The sequence below is a fragment of the Paenibacillus sp. sgz302115 genome, assembly GCF_056120445.1.
Genome location: NZ_JBVYOK010000014.1, coordinates 128,480 through 151,452, shown reverse-complemented (window position 1 = coordinate 151,452; position 22,973 = coordinate 128,480). Strand labels below are relative to the sequence as shown.

The window sequence follows — 22,973 nt, the reverse complement described above, 5'->3', positions numbered from 1 at the left end:
TCATGATTGGCCATGCTGATTATACCTTCGAAATGGAAATAAGTTGCTCTTACACACAAAAAAACGGCTGTACACCTCCCGTTAAAGGACGGCGCACAGCCGGTATTGTTGGCTTCTTATAGCTTTTCAAACGGAATAACTGTCATGCACCAGGGCCGCTTTTTACAGCTTGGCGATGGTTTCAGTCAGCACCGGCACGATTTGCGATTTGCGGGAGACGACGCCCTTCAGAAGCGCTTTGTTATCGTCCAGCTTCACGTTATAAGCCTGCTCTACTGCACCTGCCACACGGCCCAGGGCCAGTCCGACGGAATCATTGTTCAGGATGTCCGTTACCACGAACAGGAACAGATCGAGACCCTTGTCATTAATGATGGCGGTAAGGGCTGCTTCCAGCTCAGCTTGCTTGGAGAGTACATCGTTCACATCCACGGCGTTAACCTGGGCAATCTCCACTTTGTATTCACCCATTTTGAATTCCTTGGCATCCAGGGAGATCAATTGGGCAATAGTTTTATCGCTAAGATCGGCACCTGCCTTGAGCATAGCAAGACCGTAGCTGTCGGCATCCACACCGGCGATTGCCGCCAGCTCGCGTGCAGCCGCCACATCCTGCTCGGTGCAGGTCGGGGATTTGAACAGCAGGGAGTCGGAAATGATTGCGGACAGCATCAGGCCGGCGATTTCCTTAGGAACGGCAACTCCGTTTTCTTTGTACAGCTTGTTGAGGATAGTGGCTGTGCAGCCCACCGGTTCAGCACGATAGTACAGCGGATGAGCCGTTTCAAAATTGGCGATCCGGTGGTGGTCGATAACCTCGACAACACGAACCTGATCAATATCATTCGCGCTTTGCTGGCGTTCATTATGGTCAACCAGAATCACCTGCCCAGCTTCGCCTGCTACATTTTCAACCAGGCGCGGTGCCTGCACCCCAAAGTGATCAAGCGCATACTGTGTTTCGCCGCTGACTTCTCCCAGACGGACCGGCTCAGCATCCCAGCCCAGTTCCTTCTTAAGCGCCGCATAAGCGATTGCCGAGCAGATGGTATCCGTATCCGGATTTTTGTGTCCAAAGATCAAAGTTTTTTCCATTTCCAATCTCCTTACTTTGTTTTTTGTGAGAATAATATACCATACATTGATAGGAGCCCGCCAGATTGAGGGACGGAACCTGAGTTTCACCCTCATCTTCCATGAACCAAAATAAAGCTATATTCCCCGCTTCGTCTTGGGCAGCGGCTCAGGCTTCTCTCCTCCGTCCAGCGGCTCGTTGTCCGAGAACAAATCAGGATCAGCGGACAGCATCCGGCTTAGAATCTCTGTAGTTTCCACTGTCCCGCAGAGCATGACAGCCGCATCCCCGAAGCTGCCCCTTCGCAAAGCACCGCCCTCCTCAAGCACCTTCTCAACCTTCCAGAAATGCTGCGACCAGGAGAGTCCTGAGTGTCTGCGCGAAGGCACTAGCAGCTCATCCCCTCCGGGCGTTACCGTATAGAGCTGTTCATGGTCATCCGTCATTCTGCCGGGAATGTCCAGCCATTCCTCAATCCCGTGAATGAATGTGTTCCGGCGCAAATCTACCCCGAGCAGCATAATATCCGCCCTGCGGTCCAGCAGCTTGCCATATACCGATCCCCGGGCACAAGGCGTATCCCACCGCTCATCGCCGGAAGTGAACTCCGCCGCATCTTCACCCAGCGCAGCCACGGAATGGGTTGGATGCCAGGAGCGGATTACACCCGGGCGCTTTCGGAACAATTCCGGTAGAATCCCGACACAGGAAGGCGACTCCAGCACCGAGAACCGCGGATTGTCTGCGTTAATATACGACCAGGTATGCGTAGGCAGAACAAGCAGCCCCTCCTTCATATACCCGGACAGAACATCCAGCACCGTATCCGCGCCTCCCTGAACTTCACCGATGCTTTTTAACGACGAATGGACAAGCAGCGTTCCCTGCGGATCAATCCCCAGAATTTTGAGCTGCTCCATTAAGCTTGCTGATGTATGTATCATATCGCTCTCCTTTGTGGAAAATGAAGTTCATACTTGCAAATTTCGAGGTTTACTATTAAAATGTAAGTAACTTAAAAATATTCATTGAAATATCCATTTATTATACACACACTATTAGGAGGGACTACCATGAGTTTAACATTAAAAGGACTTCACCATGTATCCGCCTTAACGGCCAAAGCCCCGGAAAATTTCAAATTCTATACCCAGGTGCTCGGACTCCGGCTGATTAAAAAGACTGTGAACCAGGATGATGTCTCCGTCTATCATCTGTTCTACGGCGACGAGGTGGGCAACCCCGGAACTGAGGTTACTTTCTTCGAGATTCCGAACGCAGGGCGCAACCGTGACGGCAATAACAGCATTTCCGCACTGTCGCTGCGGGTGCCGGATGACAAGGCGCTGGACTACTGGGCCAACCGTTTTGCGGAATTCCAGGTGGAGCATGACGAGATTACAGATCGCGGCGGACGTAAGACCTTAGCCTTCCGGGACCATGAGGGCCAACGGCTGATTCTTGTCTCCGACGAGCATAATCAGGGGGTCGCCGGCGGCAAGCCGTGGGACAAAAGCCCGGTTCCGGCGGAATACGGCATTGTCGGACTTGGGCCGGTTCATTTAACCGTTGAGACGGCAGAGCATACCGTACAGGTGCTTGTGGATCTGCTTGGCTTCCGCCGCAAAGGCAGCTATCCCTCCCCGGTTGCCGGACAACCGGATGTCATCGTGTTCGAAACCGGCGAAGGCGGCTCCGGCACGGAGATTCACCTGGAGGAACGGAAGGACCTGCCGCAGGAGCGGCTTGGACGCGGCGGTGTGCATCATGTGGCTTTCCGTGTCGATAACGAAGAAGAGCTGAAGCTGTGGATCGAGCAAATCCGCAGTGCCGGGCGGCCCAACTCGGGTTTCGTTGACCGCTTCTACTTCCGTTCACTGTATTTCCGTGAACCGAACGGAATCCTGTTCGAGCTGGCGACGGACGGTCCCGGCTTTGCCACTGACGAGCATACGGATCATCTCGGCGAATCTCTGGCCCTGCCGCCTTTCCTCGAAGCAAAACGCGAACAGATCGAAGCTCATCTGAAGCCGCTGGATACACGCCAGCAGGCTTGAGCTTAACGATTTCCGCCAGTATTGGCAAGAGTAAGTTTAGAGAACCCCTTCATGCCGAAACTCAAAAAGGCCACATAGTATCATGTGGCCAGGGAGAGCGTGAAGGGTTTTTTTGCCGGATCGGGGGGGGGGACTTAACGTGTTGTATAACTCTCTCCTGACCTTTCCCTAAACTCTCTGAGCAATTCGTAGCAATCTATGCTCTGAATCTCCTTCGGATGATTGGGGCTTTCCGAGCAGAGTGTGACTTTATAGTCAGCGGAAAGATGGAATGGCTTGAAGTAGCACTCCACCTGGGCTACCGGAGAGCCTCCCTGTTCAACAAGCTCTATACGTCCGCCGGAAATTTGCAGGGAAAAAGAATTGAGCGGCATGGACAACCCGATCCCTCTGAATTTGATATAGCTTTCCTTGGCGGTCCAGAATTGATAGAAATGATCCAAGCGCCTGTCTTCTGGCATCCTCTCAATCTCTTGACTCTCCCCGGGGGCGAAAAAGCGGCTGGCAATGGACAAATCTATAGGCTTAATCTCTTCTACATCAATACCTAATGGCTTCTGGTCGATAGCACACAGCACGTAGTCCCCCGCATGGGAGAGATTGAACTGGCATCCCGGCAAATCAGCAAGATAAGGCTTACCGTATTGGTTAACGGCGAATCGGAGAGAGCGGTTGTCCATGTTATGCTCCTTGATAAGCAGTGTGCGAATCAGAGCTTCAGCAAGTACGCTTCGGATACGGTCCTCTTCTCTCCGGTACCGAAGTGTCCTCTCTCTCCGTTCTTCCGATAAAAGATCCAGCACTTCCTGAACATTCACAGTGGAGGCTTCGGGAATTTTGACGCTGAAAATCCGGACCATTTTCTCAACTCCTTAAAATCACCAAAATCTATAAATCAATTTTTCTATATTTTTACTCCAAAGACATGCCCATTCTAAATCATATTTATTAGATCGTCTACTAATTATCTCCAACAAAAACCGACATTTTTCTCCTTTTTATTTCTTTAAATTCCTAAGTTATTTTTCTCAATAAAAAGCACCTCTTGCACTCCATCCGGCCGCCTGAAGGGGCACACCGGAGCGAATGCTGCAAGAGGTGCTGCTTTCAATTCTCCAAATAAGCGATTCCCGAACTCAGCGCCCTAGACCGGCAATTGCCGGAAGCTCAGACAGCGCCCGAATCTCATAGGTCGGCCGGATACCCGGATCGCCCGGTTTTCCCAGCGGATTGAACCAGCAGGTGTCGATACCGTAATTGATTCCGCCCTGGATATCGGAGGTCAGCGAATCGCCTACGATCAGCACTTTGCTTTTATCGGAAATCCCCAGTTTGGCAAAAGCATAATCAAAAATCCCCGTCTCCGGCTTCTGACAGCCCGCCTCCTCAGAAATAATGATCTGCTCAAAAACATCGCTCAGCGGCGAACCCTGAATTCTTGACCGCTGTACATCCTTGATTCCATTGGTGATGATAGCCAGCCTGCAGCCGGACAGCTCTCCGCACAGCTCCACGGCCCCTTCAATCAGGAACGTCCCTTCGCCCAAAAAACGCAAGTAGGCTTCACTAAATGCTTCGGGGCTCAGCTCAAGCTTGTGTGCGGCAAATAGCCGGTTGAACCGTTCAACCCGCAGGACAGCCGAGGAAATCCGCCCTTGCTCCAGATCCTTCCACAGCGCCCGGTTGATTTCCTGATAGCTGGCCGCATACTCCTCCGCGCCTGTCGGCAGTCCAAAATGAGCAAAAGCATTGTACAGTGCTCTGCTCTCCGCCATCCCGTAATCAAACAGCGTGTCATCAGCATCGAATAAAATGACCTCATATTTCATTCTCCAAAATCCCCCTCAAGTTTCATGTCTCGTCGACAAGAGCTTACTTTCTGCGATATAATTCAGACAGGCTTATTAAAAATAACTTACGGCGGTGATTGTCATTTTTTACGTTCTAGCGTTTCTGGTCTCCTTCTCCATCGTCTACTTGCTGATTCCTCCGCTTGGCAGGCTCGCTTTCCGGCTCGATTTTGTGGACAAGCCAAGGCAGGATGTGGAACGCAAAATACACAGGGAGCCCATTCCGCTGACAGCCAGTTATGCTATATTCATCGGATTTTTCATCACATATCTGCTGTTTACCCATGAATTCTCGCTGGAGACCCTCGCCCTGTTCATTGGCGGCGTGCTCCTGCTGACCATAGGCACCATTGATGACTGGTACAAAACCAAAGGCAAGGACTTCCCGGCGCTGCCAAAGTTTATCGTTCAGATCGCCGCGGCAATTCTGGTCTTTCTGTCCGGCAATGCCTTCACCGGGTTCATTAATCCTTTCTCCGGCGATTATATCTCGCTGCCGGTGATCCTGCAATTTGTGCTTACAATCCTTTGGATTTTCGGCGTAACCACAGTGATCAATTTCTCTGACGGTATGGACGGCTTGGCCGGCGGGCTGACGGCAATTTCTGCAATGACGCTGTTCGTCGTCGCTTTGGCCAAAGGACAATCCATCTCTGCCATGATGGCTATAACGCTAGTGGGCGTCACCATTGCCTATCTGCGCTACAACAAAGCTCCGGCCAAAATCTTCATGGGCGATGCCGGCGCCACCTTCCTTGGTTATATTCTCGCCGTGATCGCGCTGGATGGTGCTTTCAAGCAGGCGACAGTGCTGTCGCTATTCATCCCGATTCTGGCGCTCGGCCTGCCGATCTTCGACAATCTGTTTGTCATTACCAAACGTTTCCTTCAAGGCAAATCCATCTATCAGGCTGACGCCACCCAGGTGCACTACCGCCTGCTCAAGGCCGGTCTGAACCAGAAGCAGGTCGTTGCTGTCCTCTATCTAATCAGCATCTGCCTGTCGCTGTCCTCGATTATTCTGCTGCTGATCGAGATCTGACGCGAAGCGTGGCAGCTGACAACTTCGGCAGCGCAAAAAACACCCTTCTTTCAAGGGTGTTTTTTGCTGCGTCTGAGCCTGTGGTGAGAGCAGCGTTGCTCATAACATTCCGGCTGCACACTTATGCTCCAAACTGTAACTGTATTTCGTACAACTAAACTGCGCCGTTTGAAGGTCAATACAGCTTTAATTGTAGTCTGTACAATTAAATAGTTGTCATCTCAGGAAAAGTAGGCATTCCGCCATTTTTAATTGTACCGAATACATTTATCGCTAAAAATACGGTATAACGCGACCTTTTAACTGCAGCAAATACAATTATCCAGTCGCAGGGCATGTTCGCAAGGTTCGTGAAAGCACGTTCGTTAACGGCTTTCCTGAATGTATTCGTAGAGCTTGCGGTAAATGCCCACTATCTCCGGCAACGGCATGCGGACCAGGCCGCTGGATGAGGGAGCGACGAACTCACGCACACCGTCCACAACCGGAGCCTGTCCGTCCTGAAAGCCCCAGTCCGCTTTGGCTCTGCGGCTGAATTCCGTATAGACTCCCTTGCCTACAAAGCAGGCGATCTCCGGGCGGTAGCGGGCCAACTTGCCGCGAAGCAGCTCCCGCCCCTCGGCGTATTCCTCCCGCGTGATGTCCTCTGCTCCGCGTGTCGGGCGGGCAACGATATTCGTGAAGCCCAGCCCAAGCCGGAGCAGCTCCCCATCCTCCGAAGCATCGTAGAGGCGCGGCGTCAGACCGGAGCGTTCCAGAATGCGCCAGAAATTATTGCGCGGATTCGCATAGTGATGCCCCAGCTCCCCGGAGCGGAGGCTGGGGTTGAAGCCGATGAAGACAATCTGCAGGCCGTGGTCCAGATGATCCGGCACTTCATTCATGGGGAATTCCTCCTAATGGGACAGTTCTGATCTACGGCTCCTCCCGCCGTGCAATACAAGCAGGCGGAATCGGCTCCGCCAGCCACACTTCATTACCCGCATAATAGAAGGTTACACCGTGCTGCGCAGCTTTAACCGTATCGACTGTCAGCAGCACCAGCTTGCCTCTGCGGCTCCCGGCCATGCTGGCGAAATGAAGCCCTTCCGACAAATGCACATATTGCCGTCCCATTGGCTGAAGCCCTTCCTTTAGAATAGCGGGCAGCGCATTTTGATGAGTTCCATGATACAGTACAAGCGGCGGTGTCCCCGGCTCATATTCAAGCTTGGCATGACTATGCCCATAACGTGCTTTAATACGGCTTCCTTCGATTGCGAAGCGCTGCTTCTCACAATTGGCTACAACCTGACGGATATCCGCCTCGGTGATCCCCGACCATCTTGGAGTCTTGCGGATAACATCCAGCAGAGCATCCAGCAGACAAGAGCCGTCCTCAGGGTCCAGGATCAAGCCGTAAGCCTCCGGGGTATGCCGGAGCAGCTTGGTCATAAATTTGCTGAGTGAAACCTCAGCAGCTTGATTCAACATTTTTTACACCTCAATTACTTTTTGAATTTCGTAACTAAACTTACATAAGATTAGTCTGTGAACTATTGTCCTCCTACGAAGTCCAGCGGCTGTCTCCACCCCAGACCTCCAGCAGTGCGGAGCGGAACAGCTCATTCAGGGCTTCAACCGTTACGCTGCTCCCCTGTCCAAACTGGGCGGCTATCGTTTCATAATGGCTGATTCTCTGCTCCAGGTAACTGTTAATGACCTCAAGACGCGGCTCCAGATTCAGCTCATCGCCTGACATTTTGCGGACCAGCAGCCTTTCGACCGTTTCTCTCAGCTCTGTGCCCTCTGGAATCAGGTCGGCTACCAGCGTGGTGAATTCCAGCGGCGGCACCTCCTGATATTTCTCAATCCAGGCGCAGGCCAGCAGGGGCCGGAGGACGTAAAAGTACTTCTTGATCTTCACCTCGCTGCCCTGCAAATAAGTGCGGTAGTTCCCCCGGGCCATATGAAGATAGTGATAGACACAGGATTTGGGTGAGAAGCCCAGCGGAGATAAGCTGCGTATGCTCTCGGCCACTGTATAATTTTCTTCATACCGGATCGGTGATTGCAGCCACTCCAAAAGCGGAGGGTTAGATTTGAGGAACAACTGAAGCCCTTTCTTCAGATCCCAGCCGTTAATATCCAGCATTTCGCTGATCGGCCGCTCGATAACATCCCTCTGCTCGAAGATCGACAGATACGCTTCCGGGCGGCGCACGTACAGGAACCGGACATCGTAATCACTGTCTTTGGACGGAAATCCCCAGGCCCGGCTGCCGGATTCGCAGGCATAGAGGATACGGACATTCTCCTCCGATTCAATGGCGCGGAGCTGGCGCCTTATCAATTCATGTATTTCAGTCATAGGTTAATTCCCCTTTCTTAGCCAAAAAGAATACAAAAAGGCCATGGACTCCATCGTCCATGGCCAGGCCGCCGCCTAATGCAAATTCAGGCACATTTATTGCCAGTAAACAACATTGCTTGCTGCCGGAAATAAATGAGCCGCTGCAAAGGCTGACCTGCCGGACGAGGCGGACAGATGGAATGGAAGCATGTAGACATTATTCGAGCGCAGATTATTTCCTTGTTCCTTCATCTGTCCTGACCTCCTTCATTTAATTTCCAAAAGCATAAGCCACCATTCCAGGTTCTGTCAACCTGTATCTGCTATTTGAGCGATCTGCTCCGGGCTACGGAAGCAGCGATTTCAGGGCTGGCGGCATGTCTTGCTCATAGAGAGAAATATAATTTATGTCTCCATCTTTATACTCCACCCTAACTACATACGCTCCGTTTTTCCCTGTATAATCACGCTGGTATTTCAGAATTTCCGCAATCCGCGCCTTGTCCCGGGTAACCACTGAACGGTTTTCGCTGCGGGCCAGAGACATATGCTTTTCCAGGTTATAGACTTCTTCCTGAGGCAGCTTGCCCTTGTAATCATCTTTGATCATTTCGGCAGATTTAACATCCTCGGGGCGGGTCCCAACCTTGTCTGCAAAGCCTTTTTGCTCCAGCCAGTTCCCCAGCTCCTTGTAGGAGGGCAGCCAATCGTAGTTGTGAATGTAGTACACGGTCCCTTCCTTAGTCTCATCCGGTGTGAGGACAGGCTGGATATTCGCGCGCGGCAATTGACCGCCAGTCTGATCGTCATAGGACATGTTCAGGATTTCTTTTACCAGAATAGCTTTAAATTCCTGTACGTCCTCCGGCTCCGTAATGCTCACCGCCCGATTCCGGCTGGTTAATCTGAAGCTTTCAATTCCCTTATCCAGCCCCTGAAGATTATACTCCCTGCGCTTGAAATCCGGATTCTCCATGACAGTCTTCAGTTCAGGCTCGAACCCTTGGGCCGGAATCATGTACTCGCGCACCAGCTTCCGCCCATTCTCCAGCTGATAAAATATAGTGAACTTTTTGCTGCCGCTCACATAGCGGCCGGACGAAGTCTGCGTCTCCTCCGGACGTGCAATGACAAGCGCCTGATGCAGCTTGCGGACCGCCTCAATGTAGGATTTATCCTTTGAAAAGATCTCGTCATTGCCTGAGCCGCCCTGATCCGCGGCTGACGAATAGCCGCTTAGGCCGGAGTTGTAAGCCTGGGGATACGAATTATCGTTATACATCCGGTAATTGCTTCCCGCATACACACTGCTGATTCGGTCGCCGGACGGAACACGGCTCTCATAACCTGTTAGCCCCGACACCGGAATGTAGACCAGCAGACCCAGAAGTATTCCATACACGGCAAATTCCAGAGGCGTTTTGCGGGTTATAATCTGCCAGGTTTTGCGGATGATCATCTCCGCTGCAATGTAGCCAAACAGCGCCCCGGCAATATGGCTGCAAATGATCCAGCCAAGCTGATTAGGCTTTACCGAGGAAAAATAAGTTCCCGATAGCAGCATGGCGCAGAGCATGACTCCTGCTTTGAACAGCGGGTTGAAATAGGTGAAGGCAATCGCCTGTCCTGCCTTCTCACTTTGACGTTTGCGGTACAGCACAAAGGATAACGCCAGAAAGACCGCGGATAAAGCGGCGTAAACCCATAGCTCTCTCCTGCTAAAGGGATTAACCGAAAAATCCATCAAACGCAGCAGCGGTGACCAGCCTTGCGAGCGGTTGCTCAAGCCGTACCACTCAGGGTATCCATAAAGATACGTGCTAAAGTGCATATTAACAAACTGCAGCAGAGCAGCAGGCAGAATTAAGAGAATATAGATGACAATTCCCTGAAGCACTGTTTGTCCCGTACATATGCCGACAAACACACTGAAAACAAATAAAAACAGCGTAAGAATACTAACGATAAGTCCCCATTGCCAAATATCTGCTGCCGGGTAAATATACATATTGCCGCTAAGCGGCGTTACGATCGCGGTAACCCCCGCCGTCAGCCAGACCGGAATCAGCAGCAGGCCGATACCGCTCACCATATGGGCTGCAAGCAAATGCTCCCGGCGGAGCGGAAGACTGTGCCACAGATCGGAGGGCATTTTGGACTGTAAATAACGGAACAGGAACAGCCCGGCAGCGACCGGAATCGCGATGATGAGCAGCATCTGTATATCCCCGGCAACACGGAACAGATTCTCGATTTTTTGGGGCTGCGCACCGGGATAACCGCTCATGAACAACTGCAGCGGTAGCGAGAACAACAGGCCCAGTGTATATATGATTCCAATCCAGCCGTGCTGGCGCACATTCTGGCGGATAATGCCGCTGTTAAAGAAGAATCGGCTGCGCATCATATCCGGCATCCCCCATTTCATAAATAAAGATTTCCTCCAGCGTCAAGGGAAGCAGATCAAATACATACGGCTCATAGACATGAAAAGCTTGCGAAATCCGCTCACGGTCACCTTTTACGATATACAGATTCACGCTCCCCCGCTGCTCCTGATGCAGAATCTGCAGCTTCGCCGTCAAGGCTGACGCATGCCGTTCATCCCGGAAGGCCACCTGAATTTTGTGCGTGTCTGCCTTCAGATCATCCAGATCCTTCTCCACCAGCATCCGGCCGCCGTGCATAATGCCGACATGATCGCACAGATCCTCAATCTCCCGCAGGTTATGCGAGGAAATAAGCACGGTAAGCCCACGCTCCGCCACCTCCTGGAAGAGCAGGTTTTTGATCTGCTTCCGCATGACCGGATCAAGCCCGTCAATCGGCTCATCCATGATAAGCACATCCGGCGTACAACTGAGCGCAAGCCAGAAGGCTGCCTGGCGCTGCATCCCTTTGGAGAAGCGGCTCAGCTTGCGGCCTGTATCCAGCCGAAACATAGCACCCAGCTCTTCAAAGCGTTTCCCGCTCCAGCCCGGATAAACCGAACGATAGAAGGCCGCCATACTTTTGATTGTCGCCTGCGGGAAGAAGTAAGGACTGTCGGGCATAAAAATAAGCCTCATCTTCACCGCCGGACTCTCGAAAACGGACTCCCCGCCAACCTTAACCGTCCCTTCTTCGGGCCGGTAAATGCCGGCGAGTGTCTTTAGCAGTGTCGTTTTCCCTGCGCCATTTGAGCCCAGCAGACCGTAAATGGCCCCTTTATGTACCGTGAGGGACAGGCTGTCTACAGCCTTCTCGCCCTGAAAGCTTTTGCTGACTCCGCGAATCTCAATCATGGTTTCGCCCCCTTCTCTCTCTGCTCCAGTACCTGACGGTACAGTGCGCCTATTTCGCTCTCGGTAAATCCAAGGTACACCGCTTCCGCCATCAGGCGCAGCAGCTCCTCCCGAAGCTCCGCTCTTTGACTCTCATTCTGCCCCTGCTGAAGTGAAGCCACAAAGCTTCCCTTGCCCTGCAAGGAATAAATATAGCCTTCCCGCTCCAGCTCCCGGTAGGCTTTCTGAATCGTATTAGGGTTCACTGTGAGCTGAGAGGATAAGATTCTTACTGACGGAAGCTGCTCATCGGCCTGCAAAATCCCGTGCATAATCAGCTCCTTGACCTTATCGGTCAACTGCTCGTAAATCGGCTTGCGGCTGCGGACATCCAATTCGAACATGACCGTCCTCCTTTCCCGTGCTGCATTCTGACGATGATGATGTAATCTGAGGATTCCATACAAGTGTATTAACTGTACTACTATTATTAATACAGTTCTAAATTGATGTCAATGTAAAAAAGCGGCCCTTTGCAGGACCACCCCGAGCTTCATTTATATAATAAGCTTCTACGGGAAGCTTGCAGGGGCAAGAACATGTCTCACCTCTGCGGTTTCGTCAAGGCAGCGCTTTGTTACTGTTCCAGCGCAGCAGGCTCGGCAAGCACCTCCGAGTCTTGCGGTTTCGGACGTTTATCGCTTAACAGCGCGAACAGCAAGCCGGGAAGCAGCAGCAGACTGGCAAAAGCAAAGGTGCGGCTGAACGCCTGCACCGCCGCTTCCCGCATGCCGCTTCCCGCCCCCGACAGCACCAGCTTCGCTTCGCGGTACTGGTTGCCGCTATCCGCCGCAAAAGCCTTCTGCTCCGCCGGCGGCAGCTTGGCGGCGGCAAGCTCCACCGCATGAACCACGGCGGCGGCAGTGTCCGCTCCTCCAGCGCTTCCACCCGCTTGCGAACCCGCTCCCTTGCCGAGCGAGCCTACGGCTTCGGCAAGGACATTTTTGACGAACGGCTGCAGCACTGTATCCGTCTGAATGGCCTGGGCCACACGGTTATCCGCCTTGCGCAGCTCACTGTCCGTGTTGTGCTGCAGCACAGTCACGATGATGGCCACCCCGATGACACTCCCGAGCGCCTTAGCCATATTCGTGACCCCTGAAGAGATGCCCACTTTGTCCTCCGGCACATTGCGGACGGCGGAAGAAATCACCGGCGCCATTGTGAGCCCCACACCGACACCGGCCACAAACAGGCGAATCACCACTTCGCTAGTCGCCGAGTCAGCATGCAGTCCGCTCAAGGAATACATCGCTCCTCCCGTTACCAGAATGCCGGCGGCGGCGAACAGGTGGCTGCCATATTTTGCAGACAGCGGTCCGGAAACCGCCGAGCTTATAATCGAGCCTACCGCAACCATCGAGAGCACAAGCCCGGCCCTCAGTTCGGTCATCCCCATCATCCGTGTCAGGAAGAAGGAGGTCAGCAGCGAGAGATTCATCAGCGCCGCACCGACGAACAGCAGGGTCAGGGAAGCACCGTTAAATGTCCGTATCCGCAGCAGAGATAGGGGCAGCATTGGTTCTTTTCCTTTCCACTGTGTCAAGAAGAACACCGCCAGGAGTACCAGACCTGTACCCAGCAGCGCAAGCACAACCCCCGAATTCCAGCCATAGTCCTGCACCTTGATCAGCGCATACGTAATACAGAACATAGCACCGGTAATTGTGAGTGTTCCGCCATAATCAATCGACCTGCTTGCTGAGTTGTCCCGGGATTCCTTAATGAAGATGGCCGTAAGCACAATGCTGAGCACACCAAGCGGCACATTGACAAAAAAGATCCACTCCCAGCTCAGCTTCTGCGTAATAATTCCGCCCAACGCCGGACCACTCGCTGCCGCCACACCCGACACAGCTCCCCATATGCCGATGATCAGGCCATGCATTTCTTTCGGAAAGGTGGTCGTAGTCAGCGGGATTGTAACCGGAACAATGATCGCTCCCGCAAGGCCCTGGATAACCCGCAGCAGGATCAGCATCCCAAGTGAGGTAGCAAAGCCGGCCAGCAGCGAAGTTAAGGTAAACAAAGCAACACCGATTATAAATACTTTCTTGCGGCCAAACTGATCCGCCAGCCGTGAAGCTGTCAGAATAAAAACGGCAAAAGCCAGGTTATACCCGTTCATCACCCATGAAATTTGCGATACACTTCCGCCGAAATGGCGCGTCATCTCCGGCAGGGCAATATTAATAATCGTCGTATCCAGCAGCGCCATGAAAAATCCCAATACAATTGCCGTAAAAGATAAAGCTCTGCGCGTTCTTATACTCATCTCTCTCACTCCTCAAAATGCGAACTACAGTTCATGTTCAGATTATATGAACCAAAGTTCATATTTGTCAATGAAAATAATTGAACTTTAGTTCATGTTTTGTTGACAGCCCCAAGCCGCTCCTCTACAATCGGTAATACAAGGGGGAGCTTCGGACATGAGTGACATTGGAGACAAGATCAGAACACCAAGGCAGGACCGCAGCATCAAAACCAAAGAAGCCATCGTCCAGGCGGCCATGAAGCTGTTCTCGGACAAAGGCTTCCATCAGACCAATACCAAACAAATTGCGGCGGCAGCCGGGGTATCGACCGGCAGCTTCTATTCCTATTTTGCCGATAAAAGAGCCGTATTCATTGATGTTCTTCATGTCTATGGCGAACAGCTTATGGCACGGATCGACGCTTCGATGTCAGAGATCAACTTCAATACCATCGACCGGGCTGAACTGATAGAACATCTTGTAGACACCCTGCTGATCTCCCATAAAGCCTTTATTGGCTACCATAAAGAACTGACCGTCATGTATCATAGCGATGAAGAGATCAAACAACTGATGGATGCACAGTATGAAGTGGGCCGGCGCAGAACTCTGCAATATCTGCAGATGGGACAGGATGAGCTTAAAACCGAAGATCTGGAGGCTGCCTCCATTATCGTATTCGAAGCGATGAGCGCCATCGTTGACGTCATCTCCTTCTCCCCGCAGAGAATCTCCACCGAGCGGCTGAAGTCGGAGCTGGTCGATATGGTTATCAATTATCTGTACAAGTAATAGTGCGAATAGTAAAAAGCGGCCGATCTGGCCGGAGGGCGTAGTCCAGCGTGGCGAGGCCGCGTTTGGGCTGCGCCGGGGCGCGGAATTAACGGCAGTTTTGCCGTTGTTGGGGCCGGGGACGCTGCGCCGGGCTCAATTAACGGCATTTCTGCCGTTGTTCGGACCGGGGACGCCTACGATACGCCTAACAACGGCATTTTTACCGTTATTTGAGCCGATCCCGCGTCGAGGCGCGGAAACAACGGCAGTTTTGCCGTTGTTGGGGCCGGGGACGCCCACGGTGCACCTAACAACGGCATTTTTACCGTTATTTGAGCCGATCCCGCGTCGAGGCGCGGAAACAACGGCAGTTTTGCCGTTGTTCCCAACAGTCCTGCCCATAATTCTCCTAACAACAGTATTTCTGCCGTTGTTTAGGCTAAACCCACGCCAGGACGCGGAATTAACGGCATTTCTGCCGTTATTCGGGCCGGGGACGCCCACGATGCACCTAACAACGGCATTTTTGCCGTTATTTGAGCTAAACCCGCGCCAGGACGTCGAATTAACGGCAGTTCTGCCGTTATTCGCACCAGGCCCTCTCGGCAACGCGCCCATAGGCAGCTTGCGTGGGCCAGACACGCAACCAAGCAAAAAAAGAGCAAGCTCCAAGGCCAAAAGCCTCGGAGCTTACTCTTTTTTTATACAAATCATATTCCCCACAGGATGCCCGGTGGTGATCAAGCGTCAGCGGTGGTCCTTCCAAAAGTTCTGCGGCTGAAGATCCTTCGTAATGATTTCGAAGGTGTAGCCCTCTTTCTTCAACGACTCAAGCAGGCGTGGAAGAACTTTGAGGGTGGCTTTCTGATCATGCATCAGAACAACCGGGTTGGTTTTGGATTTTTGCAGCCCGTGCACCTGGTTCATCACCGTGTTATAGATTTTGGCACTGTTCTCCTTGTACTTCCAGTCATCCGAGTCCACATTCCAGTCCCACAGATGGTAGCCCTGAACCAGTACCTTGTCTCTGAAGCTTTTGGTAAAATAAGGCTTGCTGCCATAAGGCGGACGGATCAGCGTTGTGCCTGTGCCGGCAATCTTTTGCAGCACCGCGTTATCTCCATTCATTTCCGCCAGTGCGGCGGATGGTGAAGCATAAAATTTGTCCTTGCGGTGCGTCATGCCGTGCAGCCCCAGTCCGTTCCCCTCTTTCATAATCCGCTTCACCTCAGCAGGGTAGCGGTTCATATTCGGCCCGAGCATGAAGAATGTAGCTTTTACCTCATACTTATTCAGAATATCCAGCAGCTCCGAGGTCGTGGCGGAAGGCCCGTCGTCGAAGGTCATATACAGGGTCTTGCCCGGCTTGCCGGCAGGTGTCTGCGCAGGTTTATCTGGAACAGACGGCGGGGTCAACTCACTCTTATATTGGCTCAGGAACCCCGCATCATCCAGCGCGGCCGAAGCATCCCGGACTCTCAGTAAATATTTATCCGGCTGAAAGGATATTATATACCCAAGGTAGGCGCTGATCTTCAGTTGGACCATCAAGGCTCCATTCTTCACGAACGTGTTCATCGGCGCAACATTTCCGTCTTGAAGCTGAGCACCTCCATCACCCTTGAGCAGCAGCAGCTTACGTCCTCCGCCATCAACCTGAATTCCGTCAGGAAGGCCGGTAATCGTCCACTTCAATTCCTCCGCCAAAGCGCGGAGCGGGACATAATAGCTGCCTTTTACGGAAACGGCTGTAATGCCGCTCAGTTTATCGTTCACTCCAAGCTTCAGCTCAGCGTTCGCGCTAGCAGCGCTTGCCGTCGTCTGCACGACACCAAGACACAGGAATAATGAAAAGAATAACAGCATTGCTTTTTTAATAGTCACCAGATGCAGTCTCCAATCTATGTATATATATCTATTACTTTATCATAGATATATATAACGTAATTTGAGAGATTGTAACCGGAAGCAGAAAAAACTGTAACACTTTTGTTGTGACAAATGACATATCGCATTCTTTTTCAGAAAGAAATCGAAAATCGTTGAATGCTGTCATATCAAGCAAAAAACGCTAAAATAGCGCTGTTTTCACTTAAATCAATTGTGACGAAAATAGTAACATTTGTGAAATTGTGAACAAAATTTGAACTTCCTTAAAATAACCTTAAGACGCACCGTTACAGTGATCTTTATCATACGTAAAGATAGTTGTAACAATTTGATCACATATATTTAACTAAATGGACATTTTTGAGGACGATTATAGCTTTTTATCCAGAATATGTATTTTGCATTATGGGTAAGTAGTTCTTACTATAGATACAGGTTAATGTTTGCCCGCAATGTTCGGCGAATGATAAGAACTATTGAAGGAAGGAGTTCTATATGACAAAAAAGGGACCGTTATACGCTTTGTTTCTCAGCCTCATCCTCCTCCTGCCGGGATGCAGTTCACTCACCGTTCTGAATCCTAAGGGGCCTTCTGCACGAACTTTATCTGACACCATCATCCTTTCTATTATAGTGATGCTCGGTGTTCTGGCAGTTGTCTACATCTTATATATCTTCGTGCTGGTGAAGTACCGGGCTAAAAAAAGCAACGAAGGCTACATTCCGGAGCACGAGGAGGGCAACAAGGTACTCGAAGCGATCTGGATTATCATCCCGATTATTATCGTGGCCTTCCTGTCCGTCGTGACGGTCAAGACAACCAATGCCGTTGAAAATGTCGCTACAGAATACAAAGATCAGAAGCCTCTGGTCATCTACGCGGCCTCTTCCAACTGGAAATGGCATTTCAGCTACCCGGAGGAAGGCATTGAAACCGTAAACTACCTTAATATCCCCGTTCACCGGGCGGTAGAGTTCCGGATGTACTCTTTTGGCCCCATCACCAGTCTGTGGATTCCACAGCTCGCCGGGCAAAAGTACGCCATGAGCGACATGCTCACAACGCTCCACCTTTCCGCTGATACGGAAGGCTCATATCTCGGCAGAAATGCCAACTTTAACGGCAAGGGCTTTGCCCAAATGGAATTTGAAACTCTCGTTATGAGCAGCAAGGATTACGACAAATGGGTTAAAGAGGTTAAAGAAACCGCTCCCAAGCTGACGGAGAAGGAATTCAAGGGCCTGCTTGCCGCCGACTTTATCGGACGCAAAACCTATTCCACCACCCATCTGGAGTTCAGTCCTCCTCCGGGAGATCACGGCCAGCATATGAGCGGTGACGGAAAAGAGATGGATATGGACAACGGAAGTATGGAGCACCAGGACAACAAGGACGTTCATCCTTCACCGGCAACGACTGAAGAAACCGAGTTCAACACCAAAACGGACCCGGAACTGGAGCAGCCCGTGCCTAGCTCACCTGTGGATGAACATACTCACAAATAGCAGCTTGTAGTAAACCGCTCGATGAAACAACCTGAAAGGAGCCACCCTAATGGATTTAGAAAAATTTAAGGTTCCAGGCGAACCCTTAATCTATGGAGCCATGGCCAGTATCGCACTCGCTACCATAGGGATTATCGTCGGGCTAACCTATTTTAAAAAATGGGGCTACCTCTGGCGCGAATGGCTGACCACGGTCGACCATAAGAAGATCGGCGTCATGTATATCCTGGCCGCGCTGCTCATGCTGTTCCGCGGTGGTGTGGACGCGATCATGATGCGTCTGCAGACGGCAGCGCCGGAAATGAAATTCCTCAACGCACAGCACTACAATGAGGTATTCACTACCCACGGCCTGATCATGATTCTCTTCATGGCTATGCCGTTTATCATCGGTCTGATGAACGTTATCGTGCCGCTGCAGATCGGCGCCAGAGACGTGGCTTTCCCCCGCCTCAACGCCGTCAGCTTCTGGCTCTTCTTCTTCGGAGCCATGCTGCTGAACATTTCCTTCGTCATCGGCGGATCGCCGGATGCCGGATGGTCAGCTTACTTCCCGCTGGCGGGTCTGGAGTTCAGTCCGACGGTCGGCAACAACTACTACTCTCTGTCCCTGCAGATTGCCGGTCTCGGAACGCTGATCACAGGGGTCAACTTTATCGTAACAATCCTGAAAATGCGTGCACCAGGCATGAAGCTCATGAAAATGCCGATGTTCACCTGGTCCGTGCTGATTACTAACATCATTATCGTCTTCGCCTTCCCGGTGCTGACCGTGGCGCTGGCGCTGATGATGTTCGACCGCCTGTTCGGCTCGCAGTTCTTCACGATGGCCAACGGCGGGATGGATATGCTCTGGGCCAACCTGTTCTGGGTATGGGGCCATCCGGAGGTCTATATCGTTATTTTGCCGGCCTTCGGTATTTACAGCGAAATTATCGCCACCTTCTCCAAAAAGAACCTGTACGGTTATAAATCAATGGTATTCAGTATGGTGATTATCTCGCTCTTGTCCTTCCTGGTATGGGCTCACCATTTCTACACGATGGGTCAAGGCGCGATGGTCAACAGCTTCTTCTCGATTACCACGATGGCTATTGCCGTACCGACAGGGGTTAAAATATTCAACTGGCTGTTCACCCTGCGCAAAGGGCGAATCACCTTCACTACACCGATGCTTTACACGCTGGCCTTTATCCCGATCTTCACCATCGGCGGGGTTACCGGCGTCATGCTGGCAATGGCCAGTGCCGACTACCAGTACCACAACACGATGTTCCTGGTCGCGCATTTCCACTACGTGCTAATTCCGGGTGCTGTCTTCGCCGTTATTGCCGGGTTCCACTACTGGTTCCCGAAAGTATTCGGCTTCCGCCTGAACGAGCGGCTGGGTAAGCATTCCTTCTGGTGGATCGTGATTTCCTTTAACGTCACCTTCTTCCCGCTGTTCTTCCTCGGTCTGATGGGGATGACCCGGCGGATGTACACCTATTCCAAGGAAACAGGCTTTGGTCCGCTCAATATGCTGAGCTTCGTGGGCGCGATAGGTCTGGCCATCGGCTTCGTGCTTCTGGTCTACAACATCTACTGGAGCACACGCTACATGCCTAGAGATACTACAAGCGATCCTTGGGATGGACGTACATTGGAATGGGCTACACATAGTCCAATGCCGGTCTATAACTTCGCGGTTGTGCCAAAGGTTCAGACTATGGATGCCTTCTGGGAAGCCAAGCAGAACAAAAAAATGCCGCTGTTCGAGGATAAAATCACCAAAATTCACATGCCAAGCAATACCGGCAAGCCGTTTATACTGGGTGTTATCTTCTTTTTCCTCGGCTTCTTCCTGGTCTTCAGCATGTGGATTCCGGCCATTGTCGCCGGAGCCGGTGTTCTGATTATGCTCGCAGCCATGTCCTTTGACCGTGATCACGGCTACTATATTTCGGCTGAAGAGGTTATTGCTACAGAAAAGAAATTGATGCGGGGTGAGACTGTATGAAAATAGATGCGTCCAAGCCGCTGGAATACTCTACAGAAGAGAACAGCAACAAAATTTTCGGGTTTTGGGTGTTTCTCGGAGCTGAAATTCCGTTGTTCGCCACCTTGTTCACCGTATACTTTGTAATGGTGAACCGTTTTGCCAGCGGCCCTAGCGGAAGCGAGCTGTTCGAAATCGGCCCGGTGCTGATCGAAACCTTCCTGCTGCTGACCAGCTCGTTCACGATCGGTCTTGCCGTTCATGCTATGCGTCTTGGCTACAAGAAAGCGATGATGGTCTTCATGGCCATCACGCTGCTGATGGGTCTTGGCTTTATCGGGATTGAAATTACGGAGTTCTTCACCTATGTGCATGAAGGAGCGACGCTGCAGACCAGCGGCTTCCTCTCCAGCCTCTTCGTCCTGCTGGGAACGCACGGTGCCCACGTCAGCTTCGGCTTCCTGTGGGGAACGGCCATTATGATTCAATTGTGGCGTCAAGGCATCAACCCGGCTACCGCCAACAAAACATTTATCTTCTCACTGTTCTGGCACTTCCTGGACGTTGTCTGGATCTTTATCTTCAGCTTCGTCTACCTGAAAGGACTGATGTGACATGATGAAGCAACTGTTTCCAATTCGCCATGTGATGGGTTATCTGGCCTCTCTGGTCCTTTCTGCCGCAGCGTTAATCGTGATCTATGGTGATCTGTCCAAGGGCGCCAATATGGTTGTATTGCTGGTCACAGCGATTATTCAAGCTTCCCTGCAATTGTTCGTGTTCATGCATATCGGGGAATCGGCGGATACCAAAAAAGAGCTGTACATCAATATCGCCTACGCGCTGTTTGTCGGACTGGTTACCATTTACGGTACCTTGTACATCTTCGTATGGGGCTGGTACGCTTAAGGAACGGATCAACTGTATACTTCGGATTTGCATGATAAGCGGTCCTCTCCGGGTTTTCTGCCGGGGCGGGCCGCTTTTTGCGTGCCCAGGATTTTCAACAAACATTCAGCGCACCTTCAACAAACATTCAGCGCAATCTCATATGGCTTTCAGTTAGCGGTCCTACAATGTAGACATGCAGCAGCACAGGGCAACATGCTCTACATATGCAGGATCAATCTAATGGCAAAGGATGAGGATGACAATGGGCAAAAGAAATGGAATGAAGGGATTTGTAGCCGGCGTTGCCGTAACCGCTTCGGTAGCAATGTCCGTCTCGGCTTATGCCGACTCGATTCAAAAACAAATCGCCGTCACCTATGACAACATTATTGTGAAGCTGAACGGACAGGAAGCCGCGCTTAAGGACGCCACCGGAGCAACGGTAAAGCCCTTTATCTATAATGGCACTGTCTATCTCCCGGCAAGAGCCATCTCGGAAGCGGTCGGTCTGACGGCAAGCTACGACAAAACTACAAAGACCGTCAGCCTGACATCAGCGGACAGCACATCTGGTGCAGCGGGGACAGCAGGGACAGCGAGTGCGGATGATGGAAAAACAGGTACACCGCCTGAAGGCACACCGCCCACCGGAACCCCTCCAGAGGGCACTGGCGGCGGTACGGATAGCACCGTGGATGCCAGCACACTCGGCAGCGCCACCTACTCGCTTAACGGCGGCACAGCCAGCAAAACGCTGGAGACTTTTACTGCAATTGCAGCCGATGCTTCAGCAGTAAAAGTTACGAATGGCGGCGCACTTACGCTTACCGGCGTAACGCTCAGCAAAACCGGCGATACCTCCTCCGAGGACAACAGCAACTTCTATGGCCTTAACGCGGCTTTGGCAGCGACAGCAGGCAGTACGGTGACGCTGAATGATTCGACGGTTACGACTGATGCGGACGGCGCCAACGCTGTTTTTGCCACTGGCGCAGGCTCAACCATTAATGTATCCGGCGTTACGATCAACACCACCGCCAATTCCTCGCGCGGCCTGGATGCCACCTACACAGGAACTGTGAACGCGACCAATGTTAATATCACAACCGCAGGCACACATTCGGCCAGCATTGCTACAGATCGTGGCAACGGAACTGTAAATGTCAGCGGGGGCACAATGAATACCTCCGGTACCGACTCGCCGGGAATCTACTCGACAGGAAGTATTTTCGTCAGTGGAGCTACCCTTACCGCAAGCGGCTCTGAAGCTGCCGTGATTGAAGGCAAAAACTCCATCACCTTGAACGACACCTACCTGTCCGGCGCCGCTAAAAGCGGTGTGATGCTCTATCAGAGCTTCTCCGGTGACGCCGAGGTCGGCACCAGCACCTTCACGATGAACGGCGGAGCGCTTACCGCTTATGCCGGTCCGCTGTTCTACTCCACCAATACGAATGCCGTCATTAATCTGAAGGAAGCGGGATTAACTGCCTCCTCTGGCATCCTGCTTCAAGCTTCCGCCGATAAGTGGGGCAAGACAGGGGCAAATGGCGCAAGCGTAACTCTGAACGCCGACGGCCAGGTGCTGAGAGGAGATGTGACCGCTGACGCTATCAGCTCCGTTGCACTTGTCCTGAGCAATGGCAGCACATTTAGCGGAGCTATAGATAATGCCAATACAGCCAAGGCGGCATCGCTTAGCCTGGATGACAGCAGCTCATGGAATGTCACCGGCGACTCCTACTTAAGCACCTTCACTGACAGCAACACTACATTCAGCAACATCACAGACAACGGCCACACCATCTATTATGACGCCACCGCCAGCGCTAACAGTTGGTTGAACGGTAAAACCATCTACCTCAGCGGCGGCGGTATGCTGACCCCGGCAAGCTGAGGGCTTGGCTGTAATTTATGCTGGTAATGTCAGCGGCGGCGGCAGTTGGTTGTAAGGCAAAGCTACTGCCTTAGCAGCGGTATGCTGAACTCGGCAAGCT

At 51.9% G+C, this 22,973-nt stretch carries 22 protein-coding genes; 8 read left to right on the top strand and 14 right to left on the bottom strand.

All coding sequences use genetic code 11. The features are described from left to right. Positions 1-162 precede the first annotated feature (162 nt). The gene (locus tag AC0LWN_RS23090; protein ID WP_474669472.1) at positions 163-1,095 is read right to left on the bottom strand and encodes a manganese-dependent inorganic pyrophosphatase; all 933 of its coding nucleotides are present in this window, start codon (positions 1,093-1,095) and stop codon (positions 163-165) included. 117 nt (positions 1,096-1,212) lie between these two features. Then, on the bottom strand, positions 1,213-2,019 hold the full coding sequence (locus tag AC0LWN_RS23085; RefSeq protein WP_474669470.1) for an AAC(3) family N-acetyltransferase: 807 nt from the start codon (positions 2,017-2,019) through the stop codon (positions 1,213-1,215). Between the two features lie 129 nt (positions 2,020-2,148). Between AC0LWN_RS23085 and AC0LWN_RS23080 the strand changes: the two genes are divergently transcribed. Then, the gene (locus AC0LWN_RS23080; protein WP_474669468.1) at positions 2,149-3,132 is read left to right on the top strand and encodes a ring-cleaving dioxygenase; all 984 of its coding nucleotides are present in this window, start codon (positions 2,149-2,151) and stop codon (positions 3,130-3,132) included. Between the two features lie 134 nt (positions 3,133-3,266). Here AC0LWN_RS23080 and AC0LWN_RS23075 read toward each other — a convergent pair whose 3' ends face one another. Both AC0LWN_RS23075 and AC0LWN_RS23070 read right to left on the bottom strand, forming a co-directional pair. Further along, a complete protein-coding gene (locus AC0LWN_RS23075) occupies positions 3,267-3,992 on the bottom strand; it encodes a 4'-phosphopantetheinyl transferase family protein (RefSeq protein WP_474669466.1) in 726 nt (241 codons plus the stop codon). Positions 3,993-4,268: 276 nt separating this feature from the next. Continuing rightward, positions 4,269-4,961 (bottom strand): YjjG family noncanonical pyrimidine nucleotidase, encoded by a 693-nt coding sequence (locus AC0LWN_RS23070; RefSeq protein ID WP_474669464.1) that lies wholly within the window; start codon positions 4,959-4,961, stop codon positions 4,269-4,271. A gap of 103 nt (positions 4,962-5,064) precedes the next feature. Here AC0LWN_RS23070 and AC0LWN_RS23065 point away from each other — a divergent pair, with 103 nt between their 5' ends. Next, positions 5,065-6,024, top strand: a complete 960-nt coding sequence (locus tag AC0LWN_RS23065) for an MraY family glycosyltransferase (protein WP_458966250.1) — start codon at positions 5,065-5,067, stop codon at positions 6,022-6,024. Between the two features lie 365 nt (positions 6,025-6,389). On the opposite strand, the gene AC0LWN_RS23060 is transcribed toward AC0LWN_RS23065, so the two are convergent. The 8 genes from AC0LWN_RS23060 to AC0LWN_RS23025 all read right to left on the bottom strand — a co-directional run bounded on the left by AC0LWN_RS23060 (position 6,390) and on the right by AC0LWN_RS23025 (position 13,954). Further along, positions 6,390-6,908: a mismatch-specific DNA-glycosylase gene (locus AC0LWN_RS23060; protein WP_474669462.1), complete on the bottom strand. Its 519-nt coding sequence runs from the start codon at positions 6,906-6,908 to the stop codon at positions 6,390-6,392. Between the two features lie 31 nt (positions 6,909-6,939). Then, entirely contained in the window at positions 6,940-7,497 is a 558-nt protein-coding gene (locus tag AC0LWN_RS23055) for an RNA 2'-phosphotransferase (RefSeq protein WP_474669460.1), read from the bottom strand. A gap of 73 nt (positions 7,498-7,570) precedes the next feature. Then, entirely contained in the window at positions 7,571-8,374 is an 804-nt protein-coding gene (locus AC0LWN_RS23050; RefSeq protein WP_474669458.1) for a nucleotidyltransferase domain-containing protein, read from the bottom strand. Between the two features lie 96 nt (positions 8,375-8,470). Then, the gene (locus AC0LWN_RS23045; protein WP_474669456.1) at positions 8,471-8,608 is read right to left on the bottom strand and encodes a hypothetical protein; all 138 of its coding nucleotides are present in this window, start codon (positions 8,606-8,608) and stop codon (positions 8,471-8,473) included. A 94-nt stretch (positions 8,609-8,702) separates the two neighbouring features. Then, positions 8,703-10,784 carry a hypothetical protein gene (locus AC0LWN_RS23040; RefSeq protein ID WP_474669454.1) on the bottom strand — a complete coding sequence of 694 codons (2,082 nt, stop codon included), beginning with the start codon at positions 10,782-10,784 and terminating at the stop codon, positions 8,703-8,705. Continuing rightward, positions 10,738-11,640, bottom strand: a complete 903-nt coding sequence (locus AC0LWN_RS23035) for an ABC transporter ATP-binding protein (RefSeq protein ID WP_474669452.1) — start codon at positions 11,638-11,640, stop codon at positions 10,738-10,740. The genes AC0LWN_RS23040 and AC0LWN_RS23035 overlap by 47 nt, the downstream gene beginning before the upstream one ends. Then, a complete protein-coding gene (locus AC0LWN_RS23030; protein ID WP_474669450.1) occupies positions 11,637-12,023 on the bottom strand; it encodes a GntR family transcriptional regulator in 387 nt (128 codons plus the stop codon). Before AC0LWN_RS23030 ends, AC0LWN_RS23035 begins: the two co-directional genes overlap by 4 nt. A 233-nt stretch (positions 12,024-12,256) precedes the next feature. Beyond that, entirely contained in the window at positions 12,257-13,954 is a 1,698-nt protein-coding gene (locus tag AC0LWN_RS23025; protein ID WP_474669448.1) for an MFS transporter, read from the bottom strand. A gap of 157 nt (positions 13,955-14,111) precedes the next feature. Between AC0LWN_RS23025 and AC0LWN_RS23020 the strand changes: the two genes are divergently transcribed. Next, positions 14,112-14,729, top strand: a complete 618-nt coding sequence (locus tag AC0LWN_RS23020; protein WP_474669446.1) for a TetR/AcrR family transcriptional regulator — start codon at positions 14,112-14,114, stop codon at positions 14,727-14,729. A 135-nt stretch (positions 14,730-14,864) separates the two neighbouring features. On the opposite strand, the gene AC0LWN_RS23015 is transcribed toward AC0LWN_RS23020, so the two are convergent. Both AC0LWN_RS23015 and AC0LWN_RS23010 read right to left on the bottom strand, forming a co-directional pair. Further along, entirely contained in the window at positions 14,865-15,113 is a 249-nt protein-coding gene (locus AC0LWN_RS23015; protein ID WP_474669444.1) for a hypothetical protein, read from the bottom strand. A gap of 345 nt (positions 15,114-15,458) precedes the next feature. Next, positions 15,459-16,595 carry a polysaccharide deacetylase family protein gene (locus AC0LWN_RS23010; RefSeq protein WP_474669442.1) on the bottom strand — a complete coding sequence of 379 codons (1,137 nt, stop codon included), beginning with the start codon at positions 16,593-16,595 and terminating at the stop codon, positions 15,459-15,461. Between the two features lie 501 nt (positions 16,596-17,096). Between AC0LWN_RS23010 and qoxA the strand changes: the two genes are divergently transcribed. The 5 genes from qoxA (at position 17,097) to AC0LWN_RS22985 (ending at position 22,873) form a co-directional block, all read left to right on the top strand. Beyond that, positions 17,097-18,107, top strand: coding sequence for a cytochrome aa3 quinol oxidase subunit II (gene qoxA, locus AC0LWN_RS23005; RefSeq protein ID WP_458966201.1), 1,011 nt, complete (start codon positions 17,097-17,099; stop codon positions 18,105-18,107). Positions 18,108-18,156: 49 nt separating this feature from the next. After that, positions 18,157-20,106 (top strand): cytochrome aa3 quinol oxidase subunit I, encoded by a 1,950-nt coding sequence (gene qoxB, locus AC0LWN_RS23000; RefSeq protein ID WP_474669440.1) that lies wholly within the window; start codon positions 18,157-18,159, stop codon positions 20,104-20,106. Continuing rightward, positions 20,103-20,699 carry a cytochrome (ubi)quinol oxidase subunit III gene (locus AC0LWN_RS22995; protein WP_458966203.1) on the top strand — a complete coding sequence of 199 codons (597 nt, stop codon included), beginning with the start codon at positions 20,103-20,105 and terminating at the stop codon, positions 20,697-20,699. Before qoxB ends, AC0LWN_RS22995 begins: the two co-directional genes overlap by 4 nt. A gap of 1 nt (position 20,700) precedes the next feature. Continuing rightward, the gene (gene qoxD / locus AC0LWN_RS22990) at positions 20,701-20,994 is read left to right on the top strand and encodes a cytochrome aa3 quinol oxidase subunit IV (protein WP_474669438.1); all 294 of its coding nucleotides are present in this window, start codon (positions 20,701-20,703) and stop codon (positions 20,992-20,994) included. 244 nt (positions 20,995-21,238) lie between these two features. Further along, positions 21,239-22,873: a stalk domain-containing protein gene (locus AC0LWN_RS22985; RefSeq protein WP_474669436.1), complete on the top strand. Its 1,635-nt coding sequence runs from the start codon at positions 21,239-21,241 to the stop codon at positions 22,871-22,873. The last annotated feature ends 100 nt before the right edge of the window (positions 22,874-22,973 follow it).